Below are 24,762 nucleotides of genomic sequence, written 5' to 3'. Positions count from 1 at the left end.
GCGGGACGTCACTTCCGCTTCGGCTTCCAGCTCTCGATGTTCCACCAGGGGCCGGTGCCGAGGCCGTGGTCGTGCGGTTCGACCTGGGTGGAGGGGCCGTCCCACTTGTCGTTCACCACGTAGAGGTGGTCGATGTGGGTGAGGAAGACGTAGCCCGGGTTCTGGACGAGTTCGCGCTGCACGGTGTCGTACGCGGCCTTGCGGGCGGCCGGGTCGCCGCTGGTGCGGCCGTCGGCGACCGCCCGGTCGACGACGGGGTTGGCGTACTGGGCCATGTTGTTGAAGCCGTCGCCCGCGAGGGAGGAGGTCAGCAGCTGGTACTGGTCGAAGTCGGGGTCGGCGGGGGAGCCGCCGCCCGCGAGCACGGCGTCGGTCTTCATCCGGGGTTCGATGACCTCCCAGGTCCCGGCCTCGGTCCTGACCTCGATGCCGGCCTTCTTCGCGTCGGAGGCGAAGGCCAGCGCGTGGTCCTGGCGGATCTTGTCGCCGGAGGTGTACCAGAGGGGGAAGGAGGCGCGGACCCCGTCCTTGACGCGGATGCCGTCCCCGCCGGCCTTCCATCCGGCTTCGTCGAGGATCTGCTTGGCCCGTTCGAGGTCGTACGGGCGCTCGGTGCCCGCGGTGAACCAGCGGCTGTCGGTCGGGACGGGACCGTAGGCGGCCTTGCCCGCGTCCTCCAGGAGCTTGTCGACCATGGCCTGGCGGTCCACGGCGATGTCGAGCGCGCGGCGGACCGCCACGTCACCGGTGACGGGGTGGTGCGTCGGCAGGGTCACGTTGCGGTAGTCGAAGGTCTTGGCGGCGAAGGTCCTGCGCGCCTTGTCCTTCGCGAATCCCCGGGCGAGGTTCGGGGGCAGGACGGCCGCGTCGAGCTCCCCGGCGCGCAGCCGGGTGGCGCGGACGTCGTCGTCCTTGACGACGGCCATGGTGAACTTCTTCACGGCGGGCTCGCCGCCCCAGTAGCCGGGGTTGGCCCTGAAGCTGAGCTTCTCGCCCTTGGACCAGCCGGTCAGCAGGTACGGCCCGGTGCCGACGGGCTTGGTGGCGAAGTCTCCGCTGTTGACGTCCTGCCGGCCCGCGATGTGCTCGGGGGCGATGGGCAGTACGGTCCGCTCGGCGAACGGGGCGTAGGGGTACTTGAGGGTGAAGACGACCCGGTCGGAGCCGTGGGCGGTGACGCTCTCGATGGCGTCCAGCTCGGTCCTGGAGGGGTTGTTCGTCCTCGGGTCGAGGATGGTCCGGTAGGTGAACTCCACGTCCTTGGCGGAGAAGGGCGCTCCGTCGCTGAACTTCACGCCCTGGCGCAGCTTGTACGTGTACGTGCGGCCGTCCGCGGAGACCTCCGGCAGGGCCTCGGCCAGCGCGGGCTTGAGCTTCATGTCCGCGTCGTGGGTGAGCAGGCCGTCGAAGATCTTGGAGTTGCCGTCCTTGCCGTAGCCGAGCAGCGGGCTGAGGCTCTCGGGCTCGGTCGCGATGCCGACCACCGCGGAGTCCGCCGGCGATGCGGTCGCCGAGGGGTTCGAGCAGGCCGCCAGGCCCGTGATGAGTGCGGTGGCGAGCATCGCGCCGACCGCTCCCCGTGCTGTCCGGGCCGTCATGTCGTGCACATCCCTGTTCAAAATCATCCGTTATTGCAAACGGATCGCAATATTGCCAGACGAGAGCAGACGAAGACGAATCAGCCCAGACCGGCGGCCCTTCGGGCGCGGGCGGGACCCGGGGTCTTGTGGGTCCGGCCCCTCCGTGCCATATATGTCTAGACCAAAGAGGAGGGCGGCCCGTTGCGAGGCACCACTTCCCCGCGCCGCGCACCGGCGGTGCTCGCCCTCGGCCTCGCCGCCGCCCTGACCGCGTGCGGCGGGGACGGCGACGCCCGGCCCCCGCACGCCCCCGCCGGCCTCACCGCGCAGGCCGGCAGCGCCACCTCGGTCCACGTGATGTGGCGGGCCGCGGACACGGCCGACGGGGTCAGCGGCTACCAGGTGTTCCAGGGCGGACGGCTGGTGCGGGAACTCCCCGCCGACAAGACCATGACCGACATCACCGGCCTCGCCCCGCGGACCGCCTACACCTTCTCCGTCCGCGCCAAGGACGCCGCCGGGAACCGCTCGCCGCTCAGCGCCCCGGCCGAGGTGACCACCCCGGACGCCCGGGCCGAGGACCGCCTGGCCCCCACGGCACCGGCCGCCGCGGACGGGCGCGCCGAGGGGCCGCACGCGGTCCGGCTGAGCTGGGACGCGGCCGCCGACGACACGGGCGTGACCGCGTACGACGTCTACCAGGCCGGGGTCCGCGTCCACACCGCCCCCGGCACGGACCGGGCCACCACCGTCACCGGGCTCCAGCCCGGCACCGCCTACGTGTTCACCGTCCGCGCCCGCGACGGCTCCGACAACTCCTCACCGGACGGCCCGCCGGTGGCGGTCACCACCCCCGCCGACCCCGGCCGGGCCCCGCACACCGCCCCCGGTTCGTTCACCGCCACCGCCTCGCCCGGCACGGTGGAACTGACCTGGACCGCCCCGGACACCGGCCGCGCGACGGGCGAGTACCAGCTCTACGTCAACGACCTGCCCGTCACCGTCATCCAGTTCGGCGCCGGAGCCGTACCGCGCGGCCGGGCCTCCTACCTGCTCACCACGGCCGAACCGGCGGGGACGGCCTGGACCCTGAAACTGCGCGCCCGGCTGCCCGACGGCAACTGGGGGGCCTTCTCGGAGGAACGGCGGATCCTGCTGCCCGGCTGACCCCGGGCGCCCGCCCGGCGGCGGAACCGAAGCGAACGGCAGGTCCCGCGAAAGAAGATCGCGCACAATACATCCGTGTTCGGTGAGTACTCGGTCAACCACAATCAGGCAGACTCCGCGTGCGGAGACCCTGCGCCAGGCACCGGCGCCGAGCCGGCCGACCTGCCGGGGAACCTGCCTCCGGAAACCGCCGGCTTCGTCGGCCGCGAGGAGGAACTCGACCGTCTCGACACCCTGTTGCGCGGACGGAGACTGGTCACCCTGACCGGAGTGGGCGGCGTCGGCAAGTCCCGGCTCGCCCTGCGCGCCGCCACCCGCCGCAGCCGCAGCGCCCGTCCCGGCGGACCGTGGCCGGGCTCCCTCTGGCCCGACGGGATCTGGTGGGTGGACCTCTCGGCCCTGCGCGACCCCGCGCTCCTCACCACGACCGTCGCGCACGCCATCGGACCCGCCGGCCACTCCGTGCACCCCCTCGACGAGGAACTGTGCGCGTGGATGGCCGACAAGGCCCTCCTCCTCGTCCTCGACACCTGCGAGCACCTGGTCGCCCAAGTCCGCCACCTCACGGGCGAACTGCTCCAGTCCGCACCCGGCCTGACGGTCCTGACCACCTCCCGGGAACGGCTCGACTCCCCCGGCGAGACGGTGCTCGAAGTCCGCCCGCTCCCCTGCGAGGGCCCCGACAGCGAGGCGCTGGCCCTCTTCCGCGCCCGCGCGCTCGCCGCGAGCCCGCGGGCCTCCGCCGACTTCGCCGACCCCGACCGGTCCCGCACCGCCGCCGAGGTGTGCCGCCGGCTGGACGGCATCCCGCTCGCCCTGGAGCTGGCCGGCGCCCGGATGCGGCTGTGGAGCCTGGAGGAGATGGCGCAGCGCCTCGGCGCGCGCCTCGAGGTGCTCTCGGGCACCCCCGCCGCGCTCCCTCCCCGGCACCAGACCATGCGGACCACGATCGGCTGGAGCCACGAGCTGTGCGAGCCGGTGGAACGGCTGCTGTGGGCCCGGCTGTCGGTGTTCAGCGGGGAGTTCGACGTCGCCGCCGCCCGGGCGGTGTGCGCCGGCGGGCCGCTGCCGGCCGCCCGGGTGGAGCGGGTGCTGGAGGGTCTGGTCGCGAAGTCCGTCGTACGGCGCTCCCACGAGCGCGGAGCCGGGACCCGCTACCGGATGCTCGACACGATCCGGGAGTTCGGCCACGACTGGCTCACCGAACTGGGCGAGGTACGCACCGTCGCGGACCGGCACGCCCACTGGTACGCCGCGCTCTGCGCCGCCGGCGACCACGGCTGGCTGGGGCCGGGCCAGCTGGACTGGTACCGCAGGATGACCGCCGAGCACCCGCAGCTGCGCACCGCCCTGGAGCACCTGCTCGGCACCGATCCAGCGGCGGCCCTGGAGATGGCCGGGGCCCTGTGGTTCTTCTGGTTCTCGTGCGGGCACGTCCACGAGGGCCGGGCCTTCCTGGAGCGGGCCCTGCGCGCGGCCCCGCGGCCGGGGGCCGCCCGGATCCAGGCGCAATGGGCGCTCGGGCTGACGCTCCTGCTCCAGGGCGACATGGACGCGGCCCGGGCCATGGGTGTCGAGTGCACCCGGGCGGCGGCCCTGGTCGCCGACCCGGAGCTGCGGCTGCGCGCCGCCCACCTGCACGCCGTGTCGGTCCTGATGCGGGGCGACCCGGCGGAGGCGCTCGTACTGGCCGGGCCCCGGGCGCGGGCGGCCCACGGGGGGCGGGGCGACGGGGCGGGCCGGCTGCTGTGCCAGCTGGCCACGGCGTACGCCCTGTGCGACCTCGGGCGCTTCGAGGAGGCCGCCGAGGAGGCGCACGGGCTGCGCGAGGCGTGCGCGGAGCTGGGTGAGCGCTGGCTGCGGGCGTACGCGGACTACGTCCTGGCCGTCGCGGCACTGGGCCTCGGCCAGCACGGCGAGGCCGCACGGCACGTACGGGCCATGCTGTCCGGCAAACGGCTGCTGGGCGACCGCTTCGGCATCGCGCTGGGCCTGGACCTGCTGGCGGCGGCGGTGGCGGCGCTGGGCGACGGGGAACTGGCCGCGCGGCTGCTCGGCACCGGGCACGCCTGGTGGCGGACGGTGGGGCGGCCCCAGATGGGCTCGCCCTCGCTGACGGCCCTGCGGGACCAGGGCGAGCGGCAGGCCAGGGCGGCGATCGGCGACGCGGCGTACGAGACCGCGTTCCGGGGCGGTGCGGCGGCGTCCACCGGCTGACCGCGCCTCATGAGCGAAGGGCAGCCGGTGGGCCGCTGGATGCCTGGACTCCCGTCAGTACGGGAGGGGTCTGCCCGACGGCGTGCGCAGGTCCAGGTCTCGGGGGGCGGGCTTGGGAACGGGCTTGCGGATCAGCTGCTGACGCATGCTGCCTCCTCGCTCAGACCAGGGCCGGCCGACGGGGTTCCACCGTCCGGCCTTCGGGGAGCAGTTCACCGGTGTCGTCGAAGACGACCACCCCGTTGCAGAGCAGGCTCCAGCCCTGCTCGGGATGGGAGGCCACGACGCGTGCGGCCTCGTGGTCGGCGCTGTCGGCGGACGGGCAGGGGGGCTGGTGGGAGCACATGGCGCACCTCCTCGCAGTGTGGGGCGGGAGGGCCGGTGGTCACCCGGTCGAATCCGCGATCCACGGTGGCGGTGAGTATTACTGATCGCCGCCCCCCGACGGAAGCCATATCCGAGGTCCGGTTCAGGGTGTGTATGCCCGCTTACCATGCGCTCATGCCCGTTGTCCGGATCATTCGCCGCACGCCCCTCCCGCCCGCCGAGGCCTGGAGGCGGCTGACGGACTGGGAACGCCACGGCGCGCAGGTGCCGCTGACCCGGACGGTCGTCGAGACGGAGCCCCCGACGCACGCCGGGACGCGCTTCACGGCGCGCACGGGAGTGGGGAGGATCACGGTGGACGACATCATGGAGGTCGTCGTCTGGGAGCCCCCTCGGCTGGTCCGGCTGGAGAAGCGCGGCCGGACGGTGACGGGCTGGGCGGAGATCGAGCTGCGCCCGGTCCCCGCGGGCGGCACGGAGGTCCACTGGCGCGAGGACCTGCGCGTGCGCCCCCTCCCCCGCGTCCTGGACCCCCTGGTGGCCCGCGCGGGCCACTGCCTCTTCGGCCGGGCCCTGACCCGCCTCCTGCGCCCCTGACGGGCCGGGCTAGGGTGCCGTGATCACCGCCCGGCCCGGCTCACGGCCGGGTGATCGCCGAGCCTTCGAGGAGGTCCCCTTGGCCACACCGCCACCGCAGTACGGCGCCGGCGGCCCCTACGAGTTCCCCGCCCGCCGGGCGGACGCCGCAGACCCCTACCTCCCGCCGTACGCCCCCGCGCCGCAGCAGCGGGCGGAGCGCTCCGACGGGTACGCCTGCCGCGTGTGCGGCTGCTGGCCGGCGGCTGCGGCCACGGTGCGCGGTCACCAGGGCCTGCTGGTTCTGATGCGGTTCCTGAGCATGCCGGGGCCGTTCTGCCGCGACTGCGGCACGGCCACGTACCGCCGGATGTCCTCGGACACCCTGTGGCAGGGCTGGTGGGGTCCGCTGTCGCTGTTCGTCACCCCGGTCGTCCTGCTGCTGAACCTCGGCCCCCGGGCGGCCTTCCGCCGCCTCGCGGTGCCGTCGGGGGGGTTCCGGCCCCCGCTGGATCCGGGCAGGCCGCTGTGGCGGCGCCCGCCCGCGATGCTCTTCCTCGTACCGGCGCTGCTCCTGGCCCTCGGCGTCCCCGCCCTCGTCCTGGCCGGCCTCACGGCCGGCGACGACGAGCCGCCGGTCCTGGCGGTGGGACAGTGCGTGCGCAACGTGGGCGACTGGAGCGACCAGGAACTGCTGGTCACGGGCTGCGGTTCGCCGAAGGCGCAGTACCGCGTCAGCAAGCGGCTCACCGCCGGGGAGTCCTGCGCCCCGGGCGACTTCCTCTCCGCCCCGGAGTACGGCGGGGACGAGTGGACCCTGCACTGCCTGACCCCGCTGCGCTGACCCGCACCCGCCGTCCCGCGGCGCGGGTCGGCGGGGCGGCGGCGAGGAGCGCGGCTAGGCCGTCTCTTCCGGATCTCGCTCCCCCAGCTACCGCTGGGAGGTGCCCCCACACCCGCGCCGCCCGGTACCGCACCTCGCCGCGTTGTCGCGGCACCCGAGGACGTCCAGTAATCGGGAGCCGCTCCGCCTTGCGATGCACGGCACCTGGGGGCACCTCCCAGCGGTAGCTGGGGGAAACGCGGGCTTAACCGGCAAGATCCGAAAGAGACGGCCTAGCGGATCGGCATGCCGGAGAGCGTGCGCGCGATCACCAGGCGCTGGATCTCGCTGGTCCCCTCGAAGATCGTGTAGATCGCGCTGTCCCGGTGCATCCGCTCCACGGGGTACTCCCGGGTGTAGCCGTTGCCGCCGAGGATCTGGACCGCCTGGGCGGTGACCTTCTTCGCCACCTCGCTCGCGTACAGCTTCGACATGGAGCCCTCCGCCGAGGTGAAGGGCTTGCCCGCGACGGCCATCCAGGACGCCCGCCACACCAGTAGCCGGGCCGCGTCGATCTGGGTGCGCATGTCCGCGAGCTGGAAGGCCACCCCCTGGTTGTCGATGATCGGGCGCCCGAACTGGGTTCGGGTCTTCGCGTAGTCCAGGGCGACTTCGTACGCCGCGCGGGCCGTGCCGACGGCCATGGCGCCGACGGCCGGCCGCGAGGCCTCGAAGGTGGCCATCGCGGCGTTCTTCACGCGCTCGCCGCCGCCCGCCGCGGCCCGCTCACGGGCCCGCGCGAGCCGCTCGTCCAGCTTGTCCTTGCCGCCGAGCAGGCAGGACCCGGGGACGCGTACGTCCTCGAGCACCACCTCGGCCGTGTGGGAGGCGCGGATGCCGTGCTTCTTGAACTTCTGGCCCTGGGACAGGCCCGGGGTGCCGGGCGGCACGATGAAGGAGGCGTGGCCCTTGGTGCCGAGCTCGGGGTCGACGACGGCGACGACGATGTGGACGTTGGCGATGCCGCCGTTGGTGGCCCAGGTCTTGGTGCCGTTGAGGACCCACTCGTCCTTGGCCCGGTCGTAGACGGCCCGGGTGCGCATGGCGCCGACGTCGGACCCGGCGTCCGGCTCGGAGGAGCAGAAGGCGGCGACCTTGACGTCGTCCGGGGTCCCGTACATCTGCGGGATCCAGGTGCCGATCTGCTCCTCGGTCCCGTTGGCGACGACGCCGATGGCCGCGAGGCCGGTGCCGACGATGGACAGGGCGATGCCCGCGTCGCCCCAGAAGAGCTCCTCCATCGCCATGGGGATGCCGAGGCCGGTCGGGTCGAAGAACTGCTGGGCGTAGAAGTCGAGTGAGTAGATGCCGACCTTGGCCGCTTCCTGGATGACGGGCCACGGAGTCTCTTCCCGCTCGTCCCATTCGGCGGCGGCGGGCCTGATCACATCGGCGGCGAAGCCGTGGATCCAGTCCCGGACCTGCTTCTGGTCGTCGTTGAGCTCCATGGTGAACTCCGCCATGTCCCCTCCAGCTGTCTCACAGGGTCACCGTTACTGCGGGTAACCCCCATCGTGGCCACAGTCTGTTACCGGCCGGTAAGCACTGTCAAGCGCGGCCGGTTCGGTGACGGGGGTACGCGGGGTGTTACGTTGCGTGGGCGTCAGGCACATCGCAAGGGCGGGGAGAGAAACACGTCATGGAGACCAGTCAGCAGGCGGGCGAGCCGGGAGCGGGAGAACGCCGTCGGCGCGAGCTGCTCGAGGCGGCGGACCGCGTCGTACTCAGGGACGGTCCGAAGGCCTCCATGAACGCCATCGCGGCGGAGGCGGGCATCACCAAGCCCATCCTCTACCGGCACTTCGGCGACAAGGCGGGCCTCTACCAGGCGCTCGCCGTCCGGCACACCGACGCCCTGCTCGACTCGCTGCGGGCCGCGCTCGACGCCCCGGCCGAACGCCGTCGGCGGGTGGAGGCCACCCTCGACACCTACCTCGCCGCCATCGAGGCCCGCCCGCAGGTCTACCGGTTCCTGATGCACCCCGCCGAGGACTCGCAGAGCAGTGAGCGCGGCTTCGACGTCGGCCGACACTCCGCCCCGCTGCTGCGCCGGCTCGGCGAGGAGCTGGCGGAGGTGGTCGGGGAACGCGTGGACCTCGGTCCCGACGGCCGGCAGCTCGCGCGGATCTGGGGTCACGGCATCGTCGGCATGATGCACGCGGCCGGCGACTGGTGGCTCGGCGAACGGCCCTGCGACCGGGCCGCTCTGGTCGCGGGCCTCACCGACCTGCTCTGGGGCCGCCTCGCCACCGCGGGCAACCGCGCGGACGGCCCCGGCTTCTGACCCGCCCGCGCCGGCCTACCCCCGGGCACCGCCCCACGGGGCCTTGGCGATGGCCCGGCGCAGCCTGCGGGCGCGCAGCCCGGTCACCCGGTCCGCGTAGACCGTGCCGTCGAGGTGGTCGCACTCGTGCTGGAGGCAGCGGGCGAAGAATCCGGTGCCCTCGATCCGCACCGGGGTCCCGTCGGAGGTGACCCCCTCGACGACCGCCCGGTCGAAGCGGACGGTGCCCGCCTCCAGGCCGGGCAGCGACAGACAGCCCTCGGGGCCGCGGAACTCGTCCCCGTCGGCCTCGACCAGCCGGGGATTGACGACGTGTCCCACGTGGCGGACGTCCTCGTCGTCGGGGCAGTCGTAGACGAAGACCCGCTGCCCGGTCCCGATCTGGTTCGCGGCGAGGCCGACGCCCTGGGCCGCGTACATCGTGGCGAACATGTCCTCGATGAGCCGCCCGAGTTGGGGGCCGAAGTCGGTGACCTCGGCGCAGGGCGAATGGAGCACCGGGTCACCCAGCAGGCTCATGGGGCGGGCGGAACCGGTGGTACCGGGGAGGGGACGCTGTCGCATGGCCGTAAGGGTACGACGGGCGAATATATGAGGAGATCCGCGGCGACCTGGGGCGCCGCGGTCAAGGCCACGGCCGGTACTGGATAGGCTGGGGCGACCGACGCTAGGAGGACAAGGGACGATGGCAGGCAACACGGAGCCGCTTTCGCCGCGGGCCAAGCTGGCCGTGACGGCGGGCAAGGCCGCGGCGGCGGTGTCGCGGGCCGCGGGACGCGGAAGCGGATCGGTGATCGGAGGCAAGGTCGCACTCAGGCTGGACCCCGATCTTCTCGGCGCGCTGGCGCAGCATCTCGACGTCGTCCTCGTCTCCGCGACGAACGGCAAGACCACCACGACCCGCCTGATCGCGGAGGCCCTGCGGGCCAGCGGTCCGGTCGTGTCCAACGCGCTGGGCGCGAACATGCCGGCCGGCATCACCTCCGCCCTGGCCGGCGGCTCGGACGCCAGGTACGGCGTCATCGAGGTGGACGAGAAGTACCTGGCCGGGGTGGCCCGGGACGTCACCCCCAAGGTGATCGCCCTGCTGAACCTCTCCCGCGACCAGCTGGACCGCGCGGCCGAGACCCGCATGCTCGCCGAGAAGTGGCGCGAGGGGCTCCAGGGCTCCAAGGCGGTCGTGGTCGCGAACTGCGACGACCCGCTGATCGTGTGGTCGGCCTCCTCCTCGCAGAACGTGGTGTGGGTCGCCGCCGGCCAGGAGTGGAAGGACGACGCCTGGTCGTGCCCCTCCTGCGGTGGCGTCATGCAGCGCCCGGGCGACGACTGGTTCTGCGGCGAGTGCGGTTTCCGCCGCCCGGCCCCGAGCTGGGTGCTCTCCGGCGACCACGTGCTGGACCCGCACGGCAGCGCCTGGCCGATCCACCTCCAGCTGCCCGGCCGCGCGAACAAGGCCAACGCCGCCACCTCGGCCGCCGTGGCCGCCGTGTTCGGCGTGCCGCCGCAGGTCGCGCTGGAGCGCATGTACCAGGTGCAGGCCGTGGCCGGCCGCTACGACGTGGTCACCTTCATGGGCCGTGAGCTGCGGCTGCTGCTCGCGAAGAACCCGGCGGGCTGGCTCGAGACGTTCTCGCTGATCGACGGCCCTCCGGCGCCGGTGATCCTCTCGGTGAACGCCCGCGGCGCGGACGGCACCGACACCTCCTGGCTGTGGGACGTGGACTACCCGCGCCTCGCCGGGCACCCGATCTTCGTGATCGGCGACCGCAAGCTGGACCTCGCGGTCCGCCTCGAGGTCGCGGGCCTGGACTTCCGGGTCTGCGAGACGATCGACGAGGCCGTCCAGCTGGCGCCGCCCGGGCAGATCGAGCTGATCGCCAACTACACGGCCTTCCAGGACGTGCGCCGCCGCGTCGGCAACTAGTACCCAGACCTTCGAAGGACAAGAGCATGAGCGACAACAGCCTGCGTCTGGTGTGGGTCTACCCCGACCTGCTCAGCACGTACGGAGACCAGGGCAACGCCCTCGTGGTGGAGCGCCGGGCCCGCCAGCGCGGCCTGGACGTGCAGCGCGTGGACGTGCGCAGCGACCAGCCCATCCCGACCTCGGGCGACATCTACCTGATCGGCGGCGGCGAGGACCGGCCGCAGCGGCTGGCCGCCGAGCGGCTGCTGCGCGACGGCGGTCTGGAGCGCGCCGTCTCGAACGGGGCGATCGTCTTCTCCGTCTGCGCCGGGTACCAGATCCTGGGCCAGGAGTTCGTCAACGACCAGGGGCAGCGTCAGGAGGGCCTCGGCCTGCTGGACGTGGTGACCGTGCGCGGTGAGGCCGAGCGGTGCGTCGGCGACGTCCTCGCCGACATCGACCCGCGCCTGGGCCTGCCCCAGCTGACGGGCTTCGAGAACCACCAGGGCGTCACCCACCTCGGCCCGACGGCGCGGCCGTTCGCCCGGGTGACCATGGGCCGCGGCAACGGCACCGGCGACGGCACCGAGGGCGCGTACAACGACACCGTCTTCGGTACGTACATGCACGGTCCCGTGATGGCCCGCAACCCGCTCATCGCGGACCACCTGCTGAAGCTGGCGCTCGACGTGAACGCGCTGCCGGCCATAGACGACCGCTGGTACGACGCGCTGCGCGCTGAGCGCATCGCGGCGGCGACGCAGCCGGCGTAGGCGGGCTGCCGCCCTTACCGCCCGGCCGCCGGCCCGGATTCCCCCTCGGGAGTCCGGGCCGGTGTGCGTTCGTACGATCTTCTGTTTGTTCTGACCATCCTGTGGAGGATGGTTCAGTCCACCGGGAATCCGCTTGTAGGGTGACGGGTAGTTCCAACCGGACGACGTGGTCCGGTCGTCGGCCCACGTTGCAAAGGTTCTTCCTGCCATGCGCATTGGTGTGCTCACTTCCGGCGGCGACTGCCCCGGCCTCAATGCCGTCATCCGCTCCGTCGTGCACCGCGCCGTCGTCGACCACGGCGACGAGGTCATCGGCTTCCACGACGGCTGGCGCGGCCTCCTGGAGTGCGACTACCGCAAGCTCGACCTGGACTCCGTGGCCGGCATCCTGGCCCGCGGCGGCACCATCCTCGGCTCTTCCCGGGTCCAGCCGGCGCACCTGCGCGACGGTGTGGAGCGGGCCCGCGGGCACGTCGCGGACCTCGGTCTGGACGCCATCATCCCCATCGGCGGCGAGGGCACCCTGAAGGCCGCCAACCTGCTCGCGCAGGGCGGTCTGCCGATCGTCGGCGTGCCGAAGACCATCGACAACGACATCGCCTCCACCGACGTCACCTTCGGCTTCGACACGGCCGTGGGCGTCGCGACCGAGGCCCTGGACCGGCTGAAGACCACCGCCGAGTCGCACCAGCGCGTGATGGTCGTCGAGGTCATGGGCCGGCACACCGGCTGGATCGCCCTGCACTCGGGCATGGCGGCCGGCGCGCACGCCATCGTCGTCCCGGAGCGCCCGTTCGACATCGAGGAGCTCACGGCGATCGTCGGCGAGCGCTTCTCCGCGGGCAAGCGGTTCGCGATCGTCGTGGTCGCCGAGGGTGCGAAGCCCCGTCCCGGCACGATGGAGTACCAGGCGGGCGGCAAGGACCAGTACGGCCACGAGCGCTTCGCGGGCATCGGCAACATCCTCGCCGTCGAGCTGGAGCGGCGCCTGGGCAAGGAGGCCCGGCCGGTCATCCTGGGCCACGTCCAGCGCGGCGGCACGCCCACCGCGTACGACCGGGTGCTGGCCACCCGCTTCGGCTGGCACGCGGTGGAGGCGGCGCACCGGGGCGAGTTCGGGATGCTCACGGCCCTGCGCGGCACGGACATCGTGATGGTGCCGCTCGCGGAGGCCACCTCCACCCTGAAGACGGTCCCGCCGGCCCGCTACGACGAGGCCCAGACCGTTCTGTGAGGTTTCCCCCCTTCTGATGCCGCCCCCGGACGCGATCGCGTCCGGGGGCGGCACTACTGTGGTGGGGCGCCACAGTCAAGGGAGTGAAGGTATGGATCACAACGGTCACGGCATGGACATGAACATGGACCTGCCACCGTTCACTCTCGGGCGCGGGCTGGAGTTCTCCTTCGACGCCTTCTTCCTGTTCGGCTCGCTGCTGGGGCTGGCCCTCTACGGGTGGGGCGTACTGCGCCTGCGCGCCCGCGGGGACTCCTGGCCGCCGGGCCGCACGATCGCCTTCGTCACCGGTGTGCTGACGGTGGTCCTGGTGATGTGCACCAAACTGAACGACTACGGCATGGTCATGTTCAGCGTGCACATGGTCCAGCACATGGTGATCAGCATGGTCACCCCGATCCTGCTGCTGCTCGGGGCACCGGTGACGCTGGCCCTGCGGGCGCTGCCGCCCGCGGCGCGCGGCCACAAGGGCCCGCGCGAGCTGCTCCTGATGCTGCTGCACAGCCGGTACATGCGGATCGTCACCCACCCGGCCTTCACCATCCCGATGTTCATCGCGAGCCTCTACGCGCTGTACTTCACCCCGCTCTTCGACTTCCTGATGGAGAGCAGGCCCGGCCACATCGGCATGATGGTCCACTTCCTCGCCGTCGGCCTGATCTTCTTCTGGCCGATCATGGGCGTGGACCCGGGCCCGCACCGTCCCGGCTACGTGATGCGCATGCTGGAGCTGTTCGCGGGGATGCCCTTCCACGCCTTCTTCGGCATCGCGCTGATGATGGCGAGCGAGCCGATGATCAAGACGTACGCCAACCCGCCGGCCTCCCTGGACATCGACCCGCTGCTCGACCAGCAGTGGGGCGGCGGCATCGCCTGGGCGTTCAGCGAGATCCCCTCGGTGCTGGTGCTGATCGCGCTGATCTACCAGTGGTACCACTCGGAGCAGCGGATCGCGCGGCGCTCGGACCGGGCCGCCGACCGGGACGGCGACAAGGAGCTGGCCGCCTACAACGCGTATCTCGCCTCGCTCCAGCAGCGCGGCCAGTAGCGCGGGACCCGCCTCAGGCGCCACCATGGGGCATGACCGGATCCGTTAAGGCGATGGCCGTGACGACCTTCGCCGCCCTGGTGGCCGTCTCCACGTACTCGGTGGCGCTCGGCAGCAACGGCTGGCTGTGGTTCGGCTGGGTGGTGCTGGGGCTGCTGACCGTGGGGCTGGCCGCTTCGCGCAGCGCATGACCCTCCCGGCCGCGCGTTGACCGTCCGTAGGATGGCCGTGACATAGCGGCATCGACGGGAGCGGCCTGGTGTTCTACCACTTGCTCAAGCACGTACTGCTCGGTCCGCTGCTGCGGCTGCTGTTCCGGCCGCGGATCGAGGGGCTGGAGCACATCCCCGAGGAGGGGCCCGCGATCGTCGCGGGCAACCACCTGTCCTTCTCGGACCACTTCCTGATGCCCGCGGTCCTCACGCGCCGGATCACCTTCCTCGCCAAGGCCGAGTACTTCACCGGGCCCGGCCTCAAGGGCCGGCTGACCGCCGCCTTCTTCCGCAGCGCCGGGCAGATCCCGGTGGACCGCTCCGGCAAGGACGCCGGGCGGGGGGCCCTGCGCGAGGGGCTGGGGGTGCTGTCCAGGGGCGAGCTGCTCGGCATCTACCCGGAGGGCACCCGCTCCCACGACGGGCGGCTCTACAAGGGCAAGGTCGGGGTGGCGGCGATGGCGCTGGGCGCGGGGGTACCGGTGGTGCCCTGCGCGATGGTCGGCACCTTCGAGATCCAGCCGCCCGGGCAGAAGCTCCCGAAGATCCGCCGGGTCACGATCCGCTTCGGGGAGCCGCTGGACTTCTCCCGGTACGCGGGCCTGGAGGGCGAGCGGGCCGTGCTGCGGGCCGTCACGGACGAGATCATGTACGCGGTCCTCGGCCTCTCCGGCCAGGAGTACGTCGACCGGTACGCGGCCGATGTGAAGGCCGAGGAGGAGGAGAAGCGGAAGAAGGCCCGGCGCCTGACGCGCTGAGCCTTCTCCCGCCCGGGTCACCGGGGTGCTGTCACCGCTCCCGCTTCCGGCGTCCTAGCGGACTGCCGGGAGCTCCTCGTGCTGCGGGAGCACGGCGGCCGGGGCCTCCGCGAGGGACTTCGCCGCGGCCGGGGCCGGGGGCACCGGGGTGGCGTGCGGGGCGCAGGTGACGTCCTGGGCGTCGACCTTGCCGGTGAGCAGGTAGCCGTCCACGCGCGTGTTGACGCAGGAGTTCAGCAGGCTGGTGACGCCGTGCGAGCCGGCGTTCTGCTCGGTGATCAGGCGCGAGCCCGCCAGGCGGCGGTGCAGCTCGACGGCGCCCTCGTAGGGGGTGGCCGCGTCACGCTCGGACTGGACGATCAGGACCGGCGCGATGCCGCGCTTGGCGCCGACCTCGATCGGGGTGCTCTGCTTGGACTTCCAGGTCGCGCAGGGCAGGTTCATCCACGCGTTCGACCAGGTCAGGAACGGGTACTTCTTGTGCAGCTCGGTGTTGTCCCGGTCCCACCTGGTCCAGCTGGTGGGCCACTTGGCGTCGGCGCACTCCACCGCGGTGTACACGGCGTTGCCGTTCTCGGAAGCGGCGTTGCCCTTGGTGTCGGACATGTCCGGGGCGATGGCCTCGATCAGCGGCTTCTCGTCACCGGCGGCCCAGGCGCTGAACGCCTGCGCGACCGGGACCCAGGAGGAGTCGTAGTACGGGGCACCCTGGAAGAAGCCGATCAGCTCGGCCGGGCCGACGACCCCGCCGAGCGGGTTGGCCTTGGCCTGGGCGCGCAGCTCCTGGTACTTGGCCTCGACCTTGGCGCGGCTGTCGCCGAGGTGGAAGACGGCGTCGTTCTTGGCGACCCAGTCCTGCCAGTCGTTCCAGCGCATCTGGAAGGCGACGTCCTGGTCCAGGTTGGCCTGGTACCAGATCTTCTCCTGCGACGGGTTGACGACGCTGTCGAGGATCATGCGGCGCACGTGGGTCGGGAAGAGGGTCGCGTAGACGCCGCCCAGGTAGGTGCCGTAGGAGACGCCGAGGAAGTTCAGCTTCTTCTCGCCGAGGGCGGCCCGGATGACGTCCAGGTCGCGCGCGGTGTTCGGCGTGGTCATGTGCGGCAGCATCTCGCCGCTGCGCTCCTTGCAGCCGTCCGCGTACTCGGCGGCGAGCTTGCGCTGGGCGCGCTTGTCGGCCTCGCTGGAGGGGACCGGGTCGGCCTTGGGGGCCTTCACGAACTCCTGCGGGTCGATGCAGGAGATCGGCGCGGAGTGGCCGACGCCGCGGGGGTCGAAGCCCACGAAGTCGTACGCCTTGGAGGTGTTGACCCACAGCGGGCTCTTGGTGGTGACCCGGCGCGGGAAGCGCATGCCGGAACCGCCCGGGCCGCCCGGGTTGTAGATGAGGGCGCCCTGGCGCTCCTCCTTGGTGCCGGTGCTGACGGCGCGGTCGACCGCGAGCTCGATCGTCTTGCCGAAGGGCTTGGCGTAGTCGAGCGGGACCTTGACCCAGCCGCACTGGATCGGCTTCTCGAAGCCCCAGTCGGCAGGACAGTCCTTCCAGTCGATGCCTGCGCGCGCGGCGCGGGCGGCGGCGATCTGGACGCCCATCGCCTCGGCGCCGCCGTTGTCCCGGCCGGCCGGAGCCGCCGAGGCCGGCGGCGCGAGCAGCAGGCCTGCCGCCAGCGCGCCGGTGATGAGGGTGGCGGCGCTCCCCAGCGTCGCGTTGCGTATCACGTGGTTGATCCCCCTGGTCATGTGCCGCCCGGAGCGGCGGGTTTGGGACAGGGGGATCCTTTCGTCTGACCGGTACCCGGCAACAGAGCACGGTGGAGTTCTTTGCCAACCCGATAACCGGAAAGGTGTGTACCGCTGAGCGGTGTCCCATTGTCCCGGTTCTGTCCCCCCGTCAGCGGCCGGGTCACCAGCCGTACGTGCGCTGGGCCTCGTCCAGCAGCTCACGCAGCCGCAGCGCGTCCGGGGCCAGGGCCGTCACGAGTACGGCCGGCCCGGCCAGCGGGGTGGCGGCCGCGAACTCGCCCAGTACGGCGGCGCGCGGCGGGTCCGCCTCGAAGCGCGGGTCGACGACGAGGAGCTGGCCGAGGGCGCGGTGCCCCGCGGTTCCGGCCGGGCCGTCCCAGCCGCCCGGTGCGCCGGGGCCGCACGACAGCTCCTGGTCCAGCAGGGGCCGGCCGTCCCGGGTGGCCGTGAGGCGGCTCCGCAGCAGGCCGGGGGCCTCGCCGCTGCGCCCCAGCACCTGTTCCTCGCGCAGCAGGAGGCGGGCGGTGGGGGCCAGTTCGGCGCGGGTGGTGGCGCGCAGGTCGCTGCCGCGCACGGAGACCAGCGGCTCCGGCAGCCAGCGCACCGCCGACCCTCCGGCCAGCGTCAGCCGTACGTCGTACCGCGCGGGCTCGCCGCCGCGGCCGGGCAGGGCCAGGGTGGCCGCCGCCGAGCGCACGGCGAGGCGGGTGCCGGGTCCCGCTTCGGCCTCCACCGTGAGGTGGTCGCCGCCGAGGGGGGCGCTCATCGCGCCGACCAGCATCACTCCCGCCTCGGCTCCCTCGCCCCGGGTGCGGCGCAGGGCGAGCGGCCCCTCCCCGGCCAGCAGGGGCAGGGCGGTGCCGCCGCGCCCGTCGGCGGCGGCGCGGACGCGGGCGGTGGCGCGCAGGGAGGCCGGGTGGAGGGCGGCGGGGGGCGCGCTGGTCACCGTACGGCCCAGGCGGCGATCCGCTCCCGCACCCAGTCGGCCACCGGGGCCACGCCCTGGGCGCCGCGCAGGGACTGGAAGGCGACGGGCAGGTCCCCGCGCTGTGCGGCGGCGTCGCGGGCCATTCGTTCCAGGTCGGAGCCCACGTGGGGGGCGAGGTCGGTCTTGTTGACGACGAGGAGGTCGGAGGTGGTGACGCCGGGGCCGCCCTTGCGGGGGATGTCGTCGCCGCCCGCCACGTCGATGACGAAGATCTGGGCGTCGACCAGACCGCGGGAGAAGGTGGCGGTCAGGTTGTCCCCGCCGGATTCGACGAGGATCAGGTCGAGGGGGGCATGGGTGAGGAAGGCCTCTTCCAGTTCCTCGACTGCCTCCAGGTTGGCGGAGATGTCGTCGCGGATCGCTGTGTGGGGGCAGGCACCGGTCTCCACGGCGCTGATCCGCTCGGGGGGCAGGACGGCTTCGCGCAGCAGGAACTCGGCGTCCTCGCGGGTGTAGATGTCGTTGGTGACGACGGCCATGGACAGTTCGGAGCGCAGGGTCCGGCAGAGGGCGGCGACGGTGGCGGTCTTGCCGGAGCCGACGGGGCCGCCGAGGCCCACGCGCAGGGCGCGGCGGGTGCCGTCGGCGCGCAGCGGGGCGGCGCCGTGGGTGTGGCGGTGGGGGTAGGTCACGTCGTGGTCGAGGTGCACGGCAGGTCTCCTTCGGGAAGCGGGTCGGGGTGCTCAGGAGGCGAAGAGGCGTACCGCCCAGTCGGCATGCGCCTCGGCCGCGATCTCCAGCAGCGGTGAGGAGGCCGCGGGCAGGGCGTCCGCTCCCTCGGTACGGGCGAGCAGGGCGGCCTCGGCCGCCCTGGCGGCGACGGCGTCGAGTTCCGGGGCGAGCCGGGCCAGTACGGCGCTCGCCTCGAAGGGGTCGAGGCCCAGCAGCCGTACCGTCGCCGTGGCCGGCCCGCTGACGCTCTCGTACGCCGCCACGTGCGCGGCGTCCAGGGCCCCGAGCCCGGCCGCCCGGGCGGTGAGGCCGAGGACCACGGGCTGGTGGGCGCCGCGCGGGAAAGCGGCGGCCAGGGCGTCCAGTTCGGCGGCGGGCCAGGTGGCCCGGGCGGCCCGCAGCAGCTGCCGGCCGAGCCGCCGTGCGGCGGCGCGCAGCGCGGGCGAGGGGGTGCGGGCGTCGGCCGCGGCGTCGAGTTCCGCCGGGTCGAGGCCGAGGGCGGCGGCAGCGGCGAGACCGGCGGCGGTGAGCCCGGCGGTGTGCAGCCGGCCCCGGCAGAACTGCGCCAGGGTGGCGGCGTCGTGGATGCGGCCGGCCTTGCAGGCGGCCTCGGCCCCGCCGGAGTGGGCGTGCCCTCCGGCGGGGAAGCGGCCGTCCGCGAGCACGAGCAGCGCGGCGAGGCTCATCGGAGGGGGCCCTTCGGCAGGCTGGACCCCATCAGAAGAGGAAGTATCTCTGTGCCATGGGCAGTTCGGCCGCGGGAGCCGGCTCCACCGCTTCGCCGTCGATGGTGACGGTGAAGGTGTCGGGGTCGACCTCCACCCTCGGCCGGGCGTCGTTGTTGCGCATGTCCGCCTTGCCCAGCTTGCGGGTGTTCTCGATGGCCGTGAACCTCTTGCCGAGGCCGAGGCGCTCGGGCAGGCCGTCGTCGAGGGCGGCCTGCGCGGTGAAGTTGAGCGAGTTGAGGGCCGGGGCCCGGCCGATGCCGCCGTACATGGGCCGGGGCAGGACCGGCTGCGGGGTGGGGATGGAGGCGTTGGCGTCGCCCATCTGCGCGTACGCGATCTGGCCGCCCTTGACGACCAGTTCGGGCTTGACTCCGAAGAAGGCGGGGTTCCACAGCACCAGGTCGGCGAGCTTGCCGGTCTCGACGGAGCCGATCTCCTTGGCGAGGCCCTGGGCGACGGCGGGGTTGATCGTGTACTTGGCGACGTAGCGGCGGGCGCGGTGGTTGTCGGCGGGGCCGTCGCCGGGCAGGAACCCGCGCCGTTCCTTCATCACGTGGGCGGTCTGCCAGGTGCGCAGCACGACCTCGCCGACCCGGCCCATGGCCTGGGAGTCGGAGGAGATGATGGAGATGGCTCCGAGGTCGTGGAGCACGTCCTCGGCGGCGATGGTGGAGGGCCGGATCCGGGACTCGGCGAAGGCGAGGTCCTCGGGGACGGCCGGGTTGAGGTGGTGGCAGACCATCAGCATGTCGAGGTGTTCCTCGACGGTGTTGAGGGTGTGCGGCCGGGTGGGGTTGGTGGAGCTGGGCAAGACGTTGGGCTCGGAGACCACGGTGATGATGTCGGGTGCGTGGCCGCCGCCCGCGCCCTCGGTGTGGTACGAGTGGATGGTCCGCCCGGCGATGGCCTTGAGGGTGTCGGCGACGAAGCCGGCCTCGTTGAGCGTGTCGGTGTGGATGGCGACCTGGGCGCCGGTCTCGTCGGCGACGCTCAGGCAGGCGTCGATGGCGGCGGGGGTCGCTCCCCAGTCCTCGTGGATCTTGAATCCGAGGGCTCCGCCGCGCAGCTGGGAGAGCATGCCCTCGCGGGACGTGGTGTTGCCCTTGCCCAGGAGGCCGATGTTGACGGGGTAGGCCTCCAGCGCCGCGAACATCCGGGCCAGGTGCCAGGGGCCGGGGGTGACGGTGGTGGCCTTGGACCCCTCGGCGGGGCCGGTGCCGCCGCCGACGAGGGTGGTGATGCCGGAGGCGAGGGCCTCGTCGACGACGGTCGGGGAGATGAAGTGCACGTGGGCGTCGATGGCGCCGGCGGTGACGATCTTGCCGTTGCCCGCGATGATCTCGGTCTCGGGACCGATGACGAGGGCGGGGTCCACCCCGTCCATGGTGTCGGGGTTGCCGGCCTTGCCGATGCCGCAGATGCGGCCGTCGCGGATGCCGACGTCGGCCTTGACGATGCCCCAGTGGTCGAGGATCACCACGCCGGTGATCACCGTGTCGGGGGCGCCTTCGGCGCGGGTGGTGCGGGCCTGGCCCATGGACTCGCGGATGACCTTGCCGCCGCCGAAGACGGCCTCGTCGCCGGAGTTGCCCGGTCCGCCGCTGAGGTCCCGCTCGATCTCGACGAAGAGGGCGGTGTCGGCGAGCCGGATCCGGTCTCCGGTGGTCGGCCCGAAGAGGTCGGTGTAGGCCCGGCGGGAGAGTTCAGCCATCGAGCGGCCCCCCGGTCTCGCCGCGCAGTCCGGGCACGGTGCGCAGTCCGCCGAGCGGTACGAGTTCCACGGCGACCGGGATGCCCGGCTCGAAGCGGACGGCGGTGCCGGCGGCGATGTTCAGGCGCAGGCCGCGCGCGGCCCGCCGGTCGAAGTCGAGGCCGGGGTTGGCCTCGGCGAAGTGGTAGTGGGAGCCGACCTGGACGGGCCGGTCGGCGGCGTTGAGGACGGTGAGGCGGGTGACGGGGCGGTCTTGGTTGAGACGCACCGGACCCTCCCCGTGGACGATCTCGCCGGGGATCATGCTGCCGCTCCCCCTCAGACGATCGGGTCGTGGACGGTGACGAGCTTGGTGCCGTCGGGGAAGGTCGCCTCGACCTGGACGTCGTGGACCATCTCGGGGATGCCCTCCATGACCTCGGCGCGGGTGAGCACGGTGCGGCCGGAGGCCATCAGCTCGGCGACGGTCCGCCCGTCGCGGGCGCCTTCGAGGAGGTGCGCGGTGATCAGGGCGACGGCCTCGGGGTGGTTGAGGAGCACCCCGCGCGCCCTGCGCTTCGCGGCCACGTCGGCGGCCACGTGGATCAGGAGTCTCTCTTGTTCGTGCGGTGTCAATTGCACCTGTATCACCAAGCTTCCGGGACATGTCTTCATCGCGCCGGGGCGACCGTACCGGTCGTCAACGCCTTGTTGACCTGCGCTTATCCGTGTCAAGCGCGTCTTGCCCAACACAGGACGAGGCTTTCCGTCCCGATCACCGCCGCTTTGCCGGAGCATGGGTGGTCATTGGCCGAAGACCGAGGGCCATACCGTAGGGCCCGTATTTTTCCGCCGGGTTAACCCACGTTTCGGGAAGGCGCGCGGTTCGGACTCCGCCCCGGTCCCGGCGGGGAGAGTCGTATACGGCGGGCGCGGGGCGCACCCGCGCCGGGTCAACAGCCCCTGAGGGTGCGCGCGGAGGCGTCGGCGGGCCAGGGCAGGGTGATCCACACGGTCTTGCCGCCGTCCTCCGTGGGGCTGACCGAGAGCCGGCCGCCCGCCTCCGCCGTCAGCCAGCGGATGATGACCATCCCGCGGCCGTTGTCCTGCTGGACGGCGGCGGGGAGCCGCCTGGGCCAGCGCGGGTGGCTGTCCGTCACTCCGACGCGCAGCCACTCCTCGCGTTCGAGGCGGACGTCGACGGTGAAGGTGGGCGACTGGCCGAAGGTGTGCTGCACCGAGTTGGTCGCGAGTTCCGAGACGATCAGCCGGACGGTGTCGGCGGTGCCGGCGTCCTCCGGCATTCCCCAGTCGGCCAGTACCTGTGCCACGTAGCGGCGGGCGGCGGCGACCGATACCGGATCGCTCGGCAGAGTGACGGATGCTTCCAGCTGATCTGCCATGGCGACGTCCCTTTCCCACCGGGACGAAGCCGCCCCGGATCTACGCTGAGCGCCAGAGTGCCACCCATCGTGCCGCCGTTTCCGCCGTTCCCCCAAGATATGCATATATCTGTCGCTCATTGCGGTGAACTCTGCTACGGAAGAGCGTATTTGGACGGCAGACTGGCGCGAGGTGTGCCGGTGGAAGGAGAGCGGGTATGCAGCACGGTCCCGCGGTACGTCGGCGCAAACTCGGCGAGGAGCTGCGCGCGCTGCGCGACCGCTCCGGACTCACCAGCGGCGAGGTGGCCCGTATCGTCGGCTGGCACCAGTCGAAGGTCAGCCGCATCGAGACGGGTCGCAGCGGCGTGAAGACCGACGACATCCGGCTGCTGCTGGACGCCTACGGGGGCGTGGTGAGCGCCCAGCAGCGGGCGCTGCTGGAGGCCCTCGGGGCGTCGGCGGCCGGCCCGGCGTCGAGCGGGGACGCCGCGCGCGGGCGGCAGTGGTGGCACGACTACCGCGGCCTGCTCCCGCAGGAGTACCGGGACTTCATCAGCCTGGAGGCCGGGGCCCGGGCCGCGCGCACCGTGGAGCTGTCCGTGGTGCCGGGGCTGCTGCAGACACCGGAGTACGCGCGGGCGGTGACCCGGGCCGCGCTGGGCGGGCTGCCGGAGCCGAAGGTGGACGCGCTGGTCGACGTACGGCTGGCGCGGCAGGCGGTGCTGCGGGCGGATCCGCCCCTGGAGCTCAGCGCCGTGCTGGACGAGGCGGTGCTGCGCCGCCAGATCGGCGGGCCGGGGGTGATGGCGGAGCAGCTGAGGCATCTGGTGGAGGTGGCGCGGCTCCCCCAAGTCCGGCTCCAGGTGCTGCCGTTCACCGTGGGGGGTCATCTCGGCCTGACCGGACCCTTCGTCATTTTCTCATTTCCGAACATCGCCGATCTGGATGTGGTGGTGCTCGACCATTTGACGAGTAGCCTCTATCTGGAGCGGAAGGAAGACCTTGAGGCGTACAGCGCCGCGTTCCGTACCATCCAGGCGCACGCCCTACCGCCCCGTGACTCGTCGGATCTCATCAGCTCAATCGCTGACGACGCGTAAGGAGGCACCCCCGTGTCCGCAACCCCCTTATCCACCAGCGGACTTCTGAACAGCGCGCGGTGGCGGCGGAGCAGCCGCAGCACCGGAATGAACAACTGCGTGGAAGCGGCCGCCCTGACCGGCGGTCTGCTGGCCGTCCGCGACTCCAAGCGGACGGACGGCCCGGCCGTGCTCTTCACCGGGCCGGCCTGGGACGGCTTCCTCGCCTCCGTACGGGCGGACGTGCACGCGTGACGTGACGCCCTAGCGGTCCGTGGCTCCGGCCGGAGCGGTCGCGAGGACCGTGCCGACGGCCCGGCTGATCTCTTCCCCCGTGAGATCCGCCCGAGCCGTCAGCCGCAGCCGGGAGATGCCGTCCGGAACCGACGGCGGACGGAAGCACCCCACGGACAGACCTGCCTCGCGGCAGTCGGCGGCCCAGCGCAGTGCCGCCGAAGCCGACGGGGCCCGAACCGACACCACGGCCGCGTCCGGCCGGGCCGCGGTCAGGCCGGACGCGGTGAGCCGCCCGTACAGCTCGGCGGCCACCTCCCGGACCCGAACCGCGCGCTCCGGCTCCCGGCGCAGCAGCCGCAGGCCCGCCAGCGCCGCGCCGGCGGCGGCCGGGGCCAGCCCGGTGTCGAAGATGAAGGCGCGGGCCGTGTTGACCAGGTGCCGGATGACCTTGGCCGGCCCCAGGACCGCGCCGCCCTGGCTGCCGAGCGACTTCGAGAGGGTCATCGTGGCGACCACCCCCGGCGCTCCCGCGAGCCCGGCGGCGTGCAGCGCACCGCGGCCGCCTTCGCCCAGCACGCCCAGTCCGTGCGCGTCGTCCACGACCAGGGCCGCGCCCTCCGCCCGGCAGGCCGCGTAGTAGGCGGCGAGCGGGGCGGCGTCCCCGTCGACGGAGAACACCGAGTCGCTCACCAGCAGGGCGCGGCCCTCGTGGCCGGTCAGGGTCTTGCGGGCGGTCTCGGCGTCGCCGTGCGGGGTGACCGCCACCTCGGCCCGCGAGAGCCGGCAGCCGTCGACGATCGAGGCGTGGTTGCCGGCGTCGGAGACGACGAGCGTGCCCCGGCCGCTGAGCGCGGTCACCGCGGCCAGATTCGCAGCGTATCCGGACGAAAGCACCAGGGCGGATTCGAAGCCCGCGAACGCGGCGAGTTCCCGCTCCAGTTCGGCGTGCAGCTCGGTCGTGCCGGTGACCAGGCGCGAGCCGGTCGCACCGGCCCCCCAGCGCTCGGCCGCCTCGCAGGCCCCGCGTACGGTCTCGGGGTGCCGGGACAGGCCCAGGTAGTCGTTGCTCGCCAGGTCCAGCAGGGGCGAGGAGGCGGGCCTCGGCCGCAGGGTCCGCACCAGCCCCGCCTGCTCGCGGACGCGCTCCGCGCCGTCGATCCAGGCGAAGACGTCCTCGGGTTGCGGGGTGTGCTGGGTCATCGGCGGTCCTCGCGTCGCGTCTCGCGATGTGTCTCGCGTTTTGTCGGCAGTCGACAGATCGGCTCGACCCTATCC

26 protein-coding genes are annotated in these 24,762 nt (G+C 72.8%); 13 read left to right on the top strand and 13 right to left on the bottom strand.

The window, feature by feature from the left end; all coding sequences use genetic code 11:
* Window positions 1–8: 8 nt before the first annotated feature.
* On the bottom strand, window positions 9–1,598 hold the full coding sequence (locus tag ACZ4WZ_RS25445; RefSeq protein WP_467893710.1) for an ABC transporter substrate-binding protein: 1,590 nt from the start codon (window positions 1,596–1,598) through the stop codon (window positions 9–11).
* Between the two features lie 183 nt (window positions 1,599–1,781).
* On the opposite strand from ACZ4WZ_RS25445, the gene ACZ4WZ_RS25440 reads away from it, so the two are divergent.
* Together ACZ4WZ_RS25440 and ACZ4WZ_RS25435 are read left to right on the top strand one after the other, a co-directional pair.
* The gene (locus tag ACZ4WZ_RS25440; protein ID WP_467893709.1) at window positions 1,782–2,747 is read left to right on the top strand and encodes a fibronectin type III domain-containing protein; all 966 of its coding nucleotides are present in this window, start codon (window positions 1,782–1,784) and stop codon (window positions 2,745–2,747) included.
* A gap of 75 nt (window positions 2,748–2,822) precedes the next feature.
* Window positions 2,823–4,964, top strand: a complete 2,142-nt coding sequence (locus ACZ4WZ_RS25435; RefSeq protein ID WP_467893707.1) for an ATP-binding protein — start codon at window positions 2,823–2,825, stop codon at window positions 4,962–4,964.
* 160 nt (window positions 4,965–5,124) lie between these two features.
* Here the strand turns inward: ACZ4WZ_RS25435 and ACZ4WZ_RS25430 are convergent, their stop codons facing one another.
* On the bottom strand, window positions 5,125–5,310 hold the full coding sequence (locus tag ACZ4WZ_RS25430) for a DUF5999 family protein (protein ID WP_388937077.1): 186 nt from the start codon (window positions 5,308–5,310) through the stop codon (window positions 5,125–5,127).
* Between the two features lie 155 nt (window positions 5,311–5,465).
* Here ACZ4WZ_RS25430 and ACZ4WZ_RS25425 point away from each other — a divergent pair, with 155 nt between their 5' ends.
* Entirely contained in the window at window positions 5,466–5,888 is a 423-nt protein-coding gene (locus ACZ4WZ_RS25425; protein ID WP_467893705.1) for an SRPBCC family protein, read from the top strand.
* 79 nt (window positions 5,889–5,967) lie between these two features.
* Window positions 5,968–6,711 (top strand): LppU/SCO3897 family protein, encoded by a 744-nt coding sequence (locus ACZ4WZ_RS25420; protein ID WP_467893703.1) that lies wholly within the window; start codon window positions 5,968–5,970, stop codon window positions 6,709–6,711.
* A gap of 272 nt (window positions 6,712–6,983) precedes the next feature.
* Here the strand turns inward: ACZ4WZ_RS25420 and ACZ4WZ_RS25415 are convergent, their stop codons facing one another.
* Window positions 6,984–8,213 (bottom strand): acyl-CoA dehydrogenase family protein, encoded by a 1,230-nt coding sequence (locus tag ACZ4WZ_RS25415; RefSeq protein WP_467893701.1) that lies wholly within the window; start codon window positions 8,211–8,213, stop codon window positions 6,984–6,986.
* 176 nt (window positions 8,214–8,389) lie between these two features.
* Between ACZ4WZ_RS25415 and ACZ4WZ_RS25410 the strand changes: the two genes are divergently transcribed.
* Complete coding sequence (locus ACZ4WZ_RS25410; RefSeq protein WP_467893699.1) at window positions 8,390–9,034, top strand: TetR/AcrR family transcriptional regulator; 645 nt, start codon at window positions 8,390–8,392, stop codon at window positions 9,032–9,034.
* Window positions 9,035–9,049: 15 nt separating this feature from the next.
* Here the strand turns inward: ACZ4WZ_RS25410 and def are convergent, their stop codons facing one another.
* On the bottom strand, window positions 9,050–9,598 hold the full coding sequence (gene def / locus ACZ4WZ_RS25405) for a peptide deformylase (RefSeq protein ID WP_467893697.1): 549 nt from the start codon (window positions 9,596–9,598) through the stop codon (window positions 9,050–9,052).
* A 121-nt stretch (window positions 9,599–9,719) separates the two neighbouring features.
* Here def and ACZ4WZ_RS25400 point away from each other — a divergent pair, with 121 nt between their 5' ends.
* From ACZ4WZ_RS25400 to ACZ4WZ_RS25375, 6 genes are all read left to right on the top strand, one after another.
* Window positions 9,720–10,958 (top strand): MurT ligase domain-containing protein, encoded by a 1,239-nt coding sequence (locus tag ACZ4WZ_RS25400; protein WP_467893695.1) that lies wholly within the window; start codon window positions 9,720–9,722, stop codon window positions 10,956–10,958.
* Between the two features lie 26 nt (window positions 10,959–10,984).
* Window positions 10,985–11,713 carry a type 1 glutamine amidotransferase gene (locus ACZ4WZ_RS25395; protein ID WP_467893692.1) on the top strand — a complete coding sequence of 243 codons (729 nt, stop codon included), beginning with the start codon at window positions 10,985–10,987 and terminating at the stop codon, window positions 11,711–11,713.
* Window positions 11,714–11,921: 208 nt separating this feature from the next.
* Window positions 11,922–12,947 (top strand): 6-phosphofructokinase, encoded by a 1,026-nt coding sequence (locus ACZ4WZ_RS25390; protein WP_467893690.1) that lies wholly within the window; start codon window positions 11,922–11,924, stop codon window positions 12,945–12,947.
* Window positions 12,948–13,038: 91 nt separating this feature from the next.
* A complete protein-coding gene (locus ACZ4WZ_RS25385; RefSeq protein ID WP_467893688.1) occupies window positions 13,039–13,995 on the top strand; it encodes a cytochrome c oxidase assembly protein in 957 nt (318 codons plus the stop codon).
* Window positions 13,996–14,027: 32 nt separating this feature from the next.
* Complete coding sequence (locus tag ACZ4WZ_RS25380; RefSeq protein ID WP_467893686.1) at window positions 14,028–14,186, top strand: hypothetical protein; 159 nt, start codon at window positions 14,028–14,030, stop codon at window positions 14,184–14,186.
* A 68-nt stretch (window positions 14,187–14,254) separates the two neighbouring features.
* Entirely contained in the window at window positions 14,255–14,965 is a 711-nt protein-coding gene (locus ACZ4WZ_RS25375; RefSeq protein ID WP_467893684.1) for a lysophospholipid acyltransferase family protein, read from the top strand.
* 54 nt (window positions 14,966–15,019) lie between these two features.
* Here ACZ4WZ_RS25375 and ACZ4WZ_RS25370 read toward each other — a convergent pair whose 3' ends face one another.
* From ACZ4WZ_RS25370 to ACZ4WZ_RS25335, 8 genes are all read right to left on the bottom strand, one after another.
* Window positions 15,020–16,684, bottom strand: a complete 1,665-nt coding sequence (locus tag ACZ4WZ_RS25370; RefSeq protein ID WP_467893682.1) for an alpha/beta hydrolase — start codon at window positions 16,682–16,684, stop codon at window positions 15,020–15,022.
* Between the two features lie 184 nt (window positions 16,685–16,868).
* Window positions 16,869–17,654: an urease accessory protein UreD gene (locus ACZ4WZ_RS25365; RefSeq protein ID WP_467893681.1), complete on the bottom strand. Its 786-nt coding sequence runs from the start codon at window positions 17,652–17,654 to the stop codon at window positions 16,869–16,871.
* Window positions 17,651–18,346, bottom strand: coding sequence for an urease accessory protein UreG (gene ureG / locus ACZ4WZ_RS25360; protein WP_467893679.1), 696 nt, complete (start codon window positions 18,344–18,346; stop codon window positions 17,651–17,653). Before ureG ends, ACZ4WZ_RS25365 begins: the two co-directional genes overlap by 4 nt.
* Window positions 18,347–18,379: 33 nt before the next feature.
* The gene (locus tag ACZ4WZ_RS25355; protein WP_467893678.1) at window positions 18,380–19,054 is read right to left on the bottom strand and encodes an urease accessory protein UreF; all 675 of its coding nucleotides are present in this window, start codon (window positions 19,052–19,054) and stop codon (window positions 18,380–18,382) included.
* 31 nt (window positions 19,055–19,085) lie between these two features.
* Complete coding sequence (locus tag ACZ4WZ_RS25350) at window positions 19,086–20,807, bottom strand: urease subunit alpha (protein ID WP_467893676.1); 1,722 nt, start codon at window positions 20,805–20,807, stop codon at window positions 19,086–19,088.
* The gene (locus tag ACZ4WZ_RS25345) at window positions 20,800–21,111 is read right to left on the bottom strand and encodes an urease subunit beta (protein ID WP_467893674.1); all 312 of its coding nucleotides are present in this window, start codon (window positions 21,109–21,111) and stop codon (window positions 20,800–20,802) included. Before ACZ4WZ_RS25345 ends, ACZ4WZ_RS25350 begins: the two co-directional genes overlap by 8 nt.
* Before the next feature lie 14 nt (window positions 21,112–21,125).
* The gene (locus ACZ4WZ_RS25340; RefSeq protein ID WP_467893672.1) at window positions 21,126–21,428 is read right to left on the bottom strand and encodes an urease subunit gamma; all 303 of its coding nucleotides are present in this window, start codon (window positions 21,426–21,428) and stop codon (window positions 21,126–21,128) included.
* Window positions 21,429–21,739: 311 nt separating this feature from the next.
* Window positions 21,740–22,189 (bottom strand): ATP-binding protein, encoded by a 450-nt coding sequence (locus tag ACZ4WZ_RS25335; protein ID WP_467893670.1) that lies wholly within the window; start codon window positions 22,187–22,189, stop codon window positions 21,740–21,742.
* 197 nt (window positions 22,190–22,386) lie between these two features.
* On the opposite strand from ACZ4WZ_RS25335, the gene ACZ4WZ_RS25330 reads away from it, so the two are divergent.
* Complete coding sequence (locus ACZ4WZ_RS25330; protein WP_467893669.1) at window positions 22,387–23,271, top strand: helix-turn-helix domain-containing protein; 885 nt, start codon at window positions 22,387–22,389, stop codon at window positions 23,269–23,271.
* Window positions 23,272–23,283: 12 nt separating this feature from the next.
* Window positions 23,284–23,505 (top strand): DUF397 domain-containing protein, encoded by a 222-nt coding sequence (locus ACZ4WZ_RS25325; RefSeq protein WP_467893667.1) that lies wholly within the window; start codon window positions 23,284–23,286, stop codon window positions 23,503–23,505.
* Between the two features lie 9 nt (window positions 23,506–23,514).
* On the opposite strand, the gene ACZ4WZ_RS25320 is transcribed toward ACZ4WZ_RS25325, so the two are convergent.
* Complete coding sequence (locus ACZ4WZ_RS25320) at window positions 23,515–24,687, bottom strand: 8-amino-7-oxononanoate synthase (RefSeq protein ID WP_467893665.1); 1,173 nt, start codon at window positions 24,685–24,687, stop codon at window positions 23,515–23,517.
* Window positions 24,688–24,762 lie beyond the last annotated feature (75 nt).

It is taken from the genome of Streptomyces sp. NPDC029122, assembly GCF_055569445.1.
Note: the sequence above shows the minus strand (reverse complement) of the source record. Positions and strands in the feature narration are given on the sequence as shown.

Bases quoted from the DNA above. Each gene is read 5' to 3' on its own strand.
- ACZ4WZ_RS25445 (WP_467893710.1), bottom strand. From the start codon at position 1,598: ATGACGGCCCGGACAGCACGGGGAGCGGTCGGCGCGATGCTCGCCACC.
- ACZ4WZ_RS25430 (WP_388937077.1), bottom strand. From the start codon at position 5,310: ATGTGCTCCCACCAGCCCCCCTGCCCGTCCGCCGACAGCGCCGACCAC.
- ACZ4WZ_RS25425 (WP_467893705.1), top strand. From the start codon at position 5,466: ATGCCCGTTGTCCGGATCATTCGCCGCACGCCCCTCCCGCCCGCCGAG.
- ACZ4WZ_RS25415 (WP_467893701.1), bottom strand. From the start codon at position 8,213: ATGGCGGAGTTCACCATGGAGCTCAACGACGACCAGAAGCAGGTCCGG.
- ACZ4WZ_RS25410 (WP_467893699.1), top strand. From the start codon at position 8,390: ATGGAGACCAGTCAGCAGGCGGGCGAGCCGGGAGCGGGAGAACGCCGT.
- def (WP_467893697.1), bottom strand. From the start codon at position 9,598: ATGCGACAGCGTCCCCTCCCCGGTACCACCGGTTCCGCCCGCCCCATG.
- ACZ4WZ_RS25400 (WP_467893695.1), top strand. From the start codon at position 9,720: ATGGCAGGCAACACGGAGCCGCTTTCGCCGCGGGCCAAGCTGGCCGTG.
- ACZ4WZ_RS25395 (WP_467893692.1), top strand. From the start codon at position 10,985: ATGAGCGACAACAGCCTGCGTCTGGTGTGGGTCTACCCCGACCTGCTC.
- ACZ4WZ_RS25390 (WP_467893690.1), top strand. From the start codon at position 11,922: ATGCGCATTGGTGTGCTCACTTCCGGCGGCGACTGCCCCGGCCTCAAT.
- ACZ4WZ_RS25385 (WP_467893688.1), top strand. From the start codon at position 13,039: ATGGATCACAACGGTCACGGCATGGACATGAACATGGACCTGCCACCG.
- ACZ4WZ_RS25380 (WP_467893686.1), top strand. From the start codon at position 14,028: ATGACCGGATCCGTTAAGGCGATGGCCGTGACGACCTTCGCCGCCCTG.
- ACZ4WZ_RS25355 (WP_467893678.1), bottom strand. From the start codon at position 19,054: ATGAGCCTCGCCGCGCTGCTCGTGCTCGCGGACGGCCGCTTCCCCGCC.
- ACZ4WZ_RS25350 (WP_467893676.1), bottom strand. From the start codon at position 20,807: ATGGCTGAACTCTCCCGCCGGGCCTACACCGACCTCTTCGGGCCGACC.
- ACZ4WZ_RS25345 (WP_467893674.1), bottom strand. From the start codon at position 21,111: ATGATCCCCGGCGAGATCGTCCACGGGGAGGGTCCGGTGCGTCTCAAC.
- ACZ4WZ_RS25335 (WP_467893670.1), bottom strand. From the start codon at position 22,189: ATGGCAGATCAGCTGGAAGCATCCGTCACTCTGCCGAGCGATCCGGTA.
- ACZ4WZ_RS25330 (WP_467893669.1), top strand. From the start codon at position 22,387: ATGCAGCACGGTCCCGCGGTACGTCGGCGCAAACTCGGCGAGGAGCTG.
- ACZ4WZ_RS25320 (WP_467893665.1), bottom strand. From the start codon at position 24,687: ATGACCCAGCACACCCCGCAACCCGAGGACGTCTTCGCCTGGATCGAC.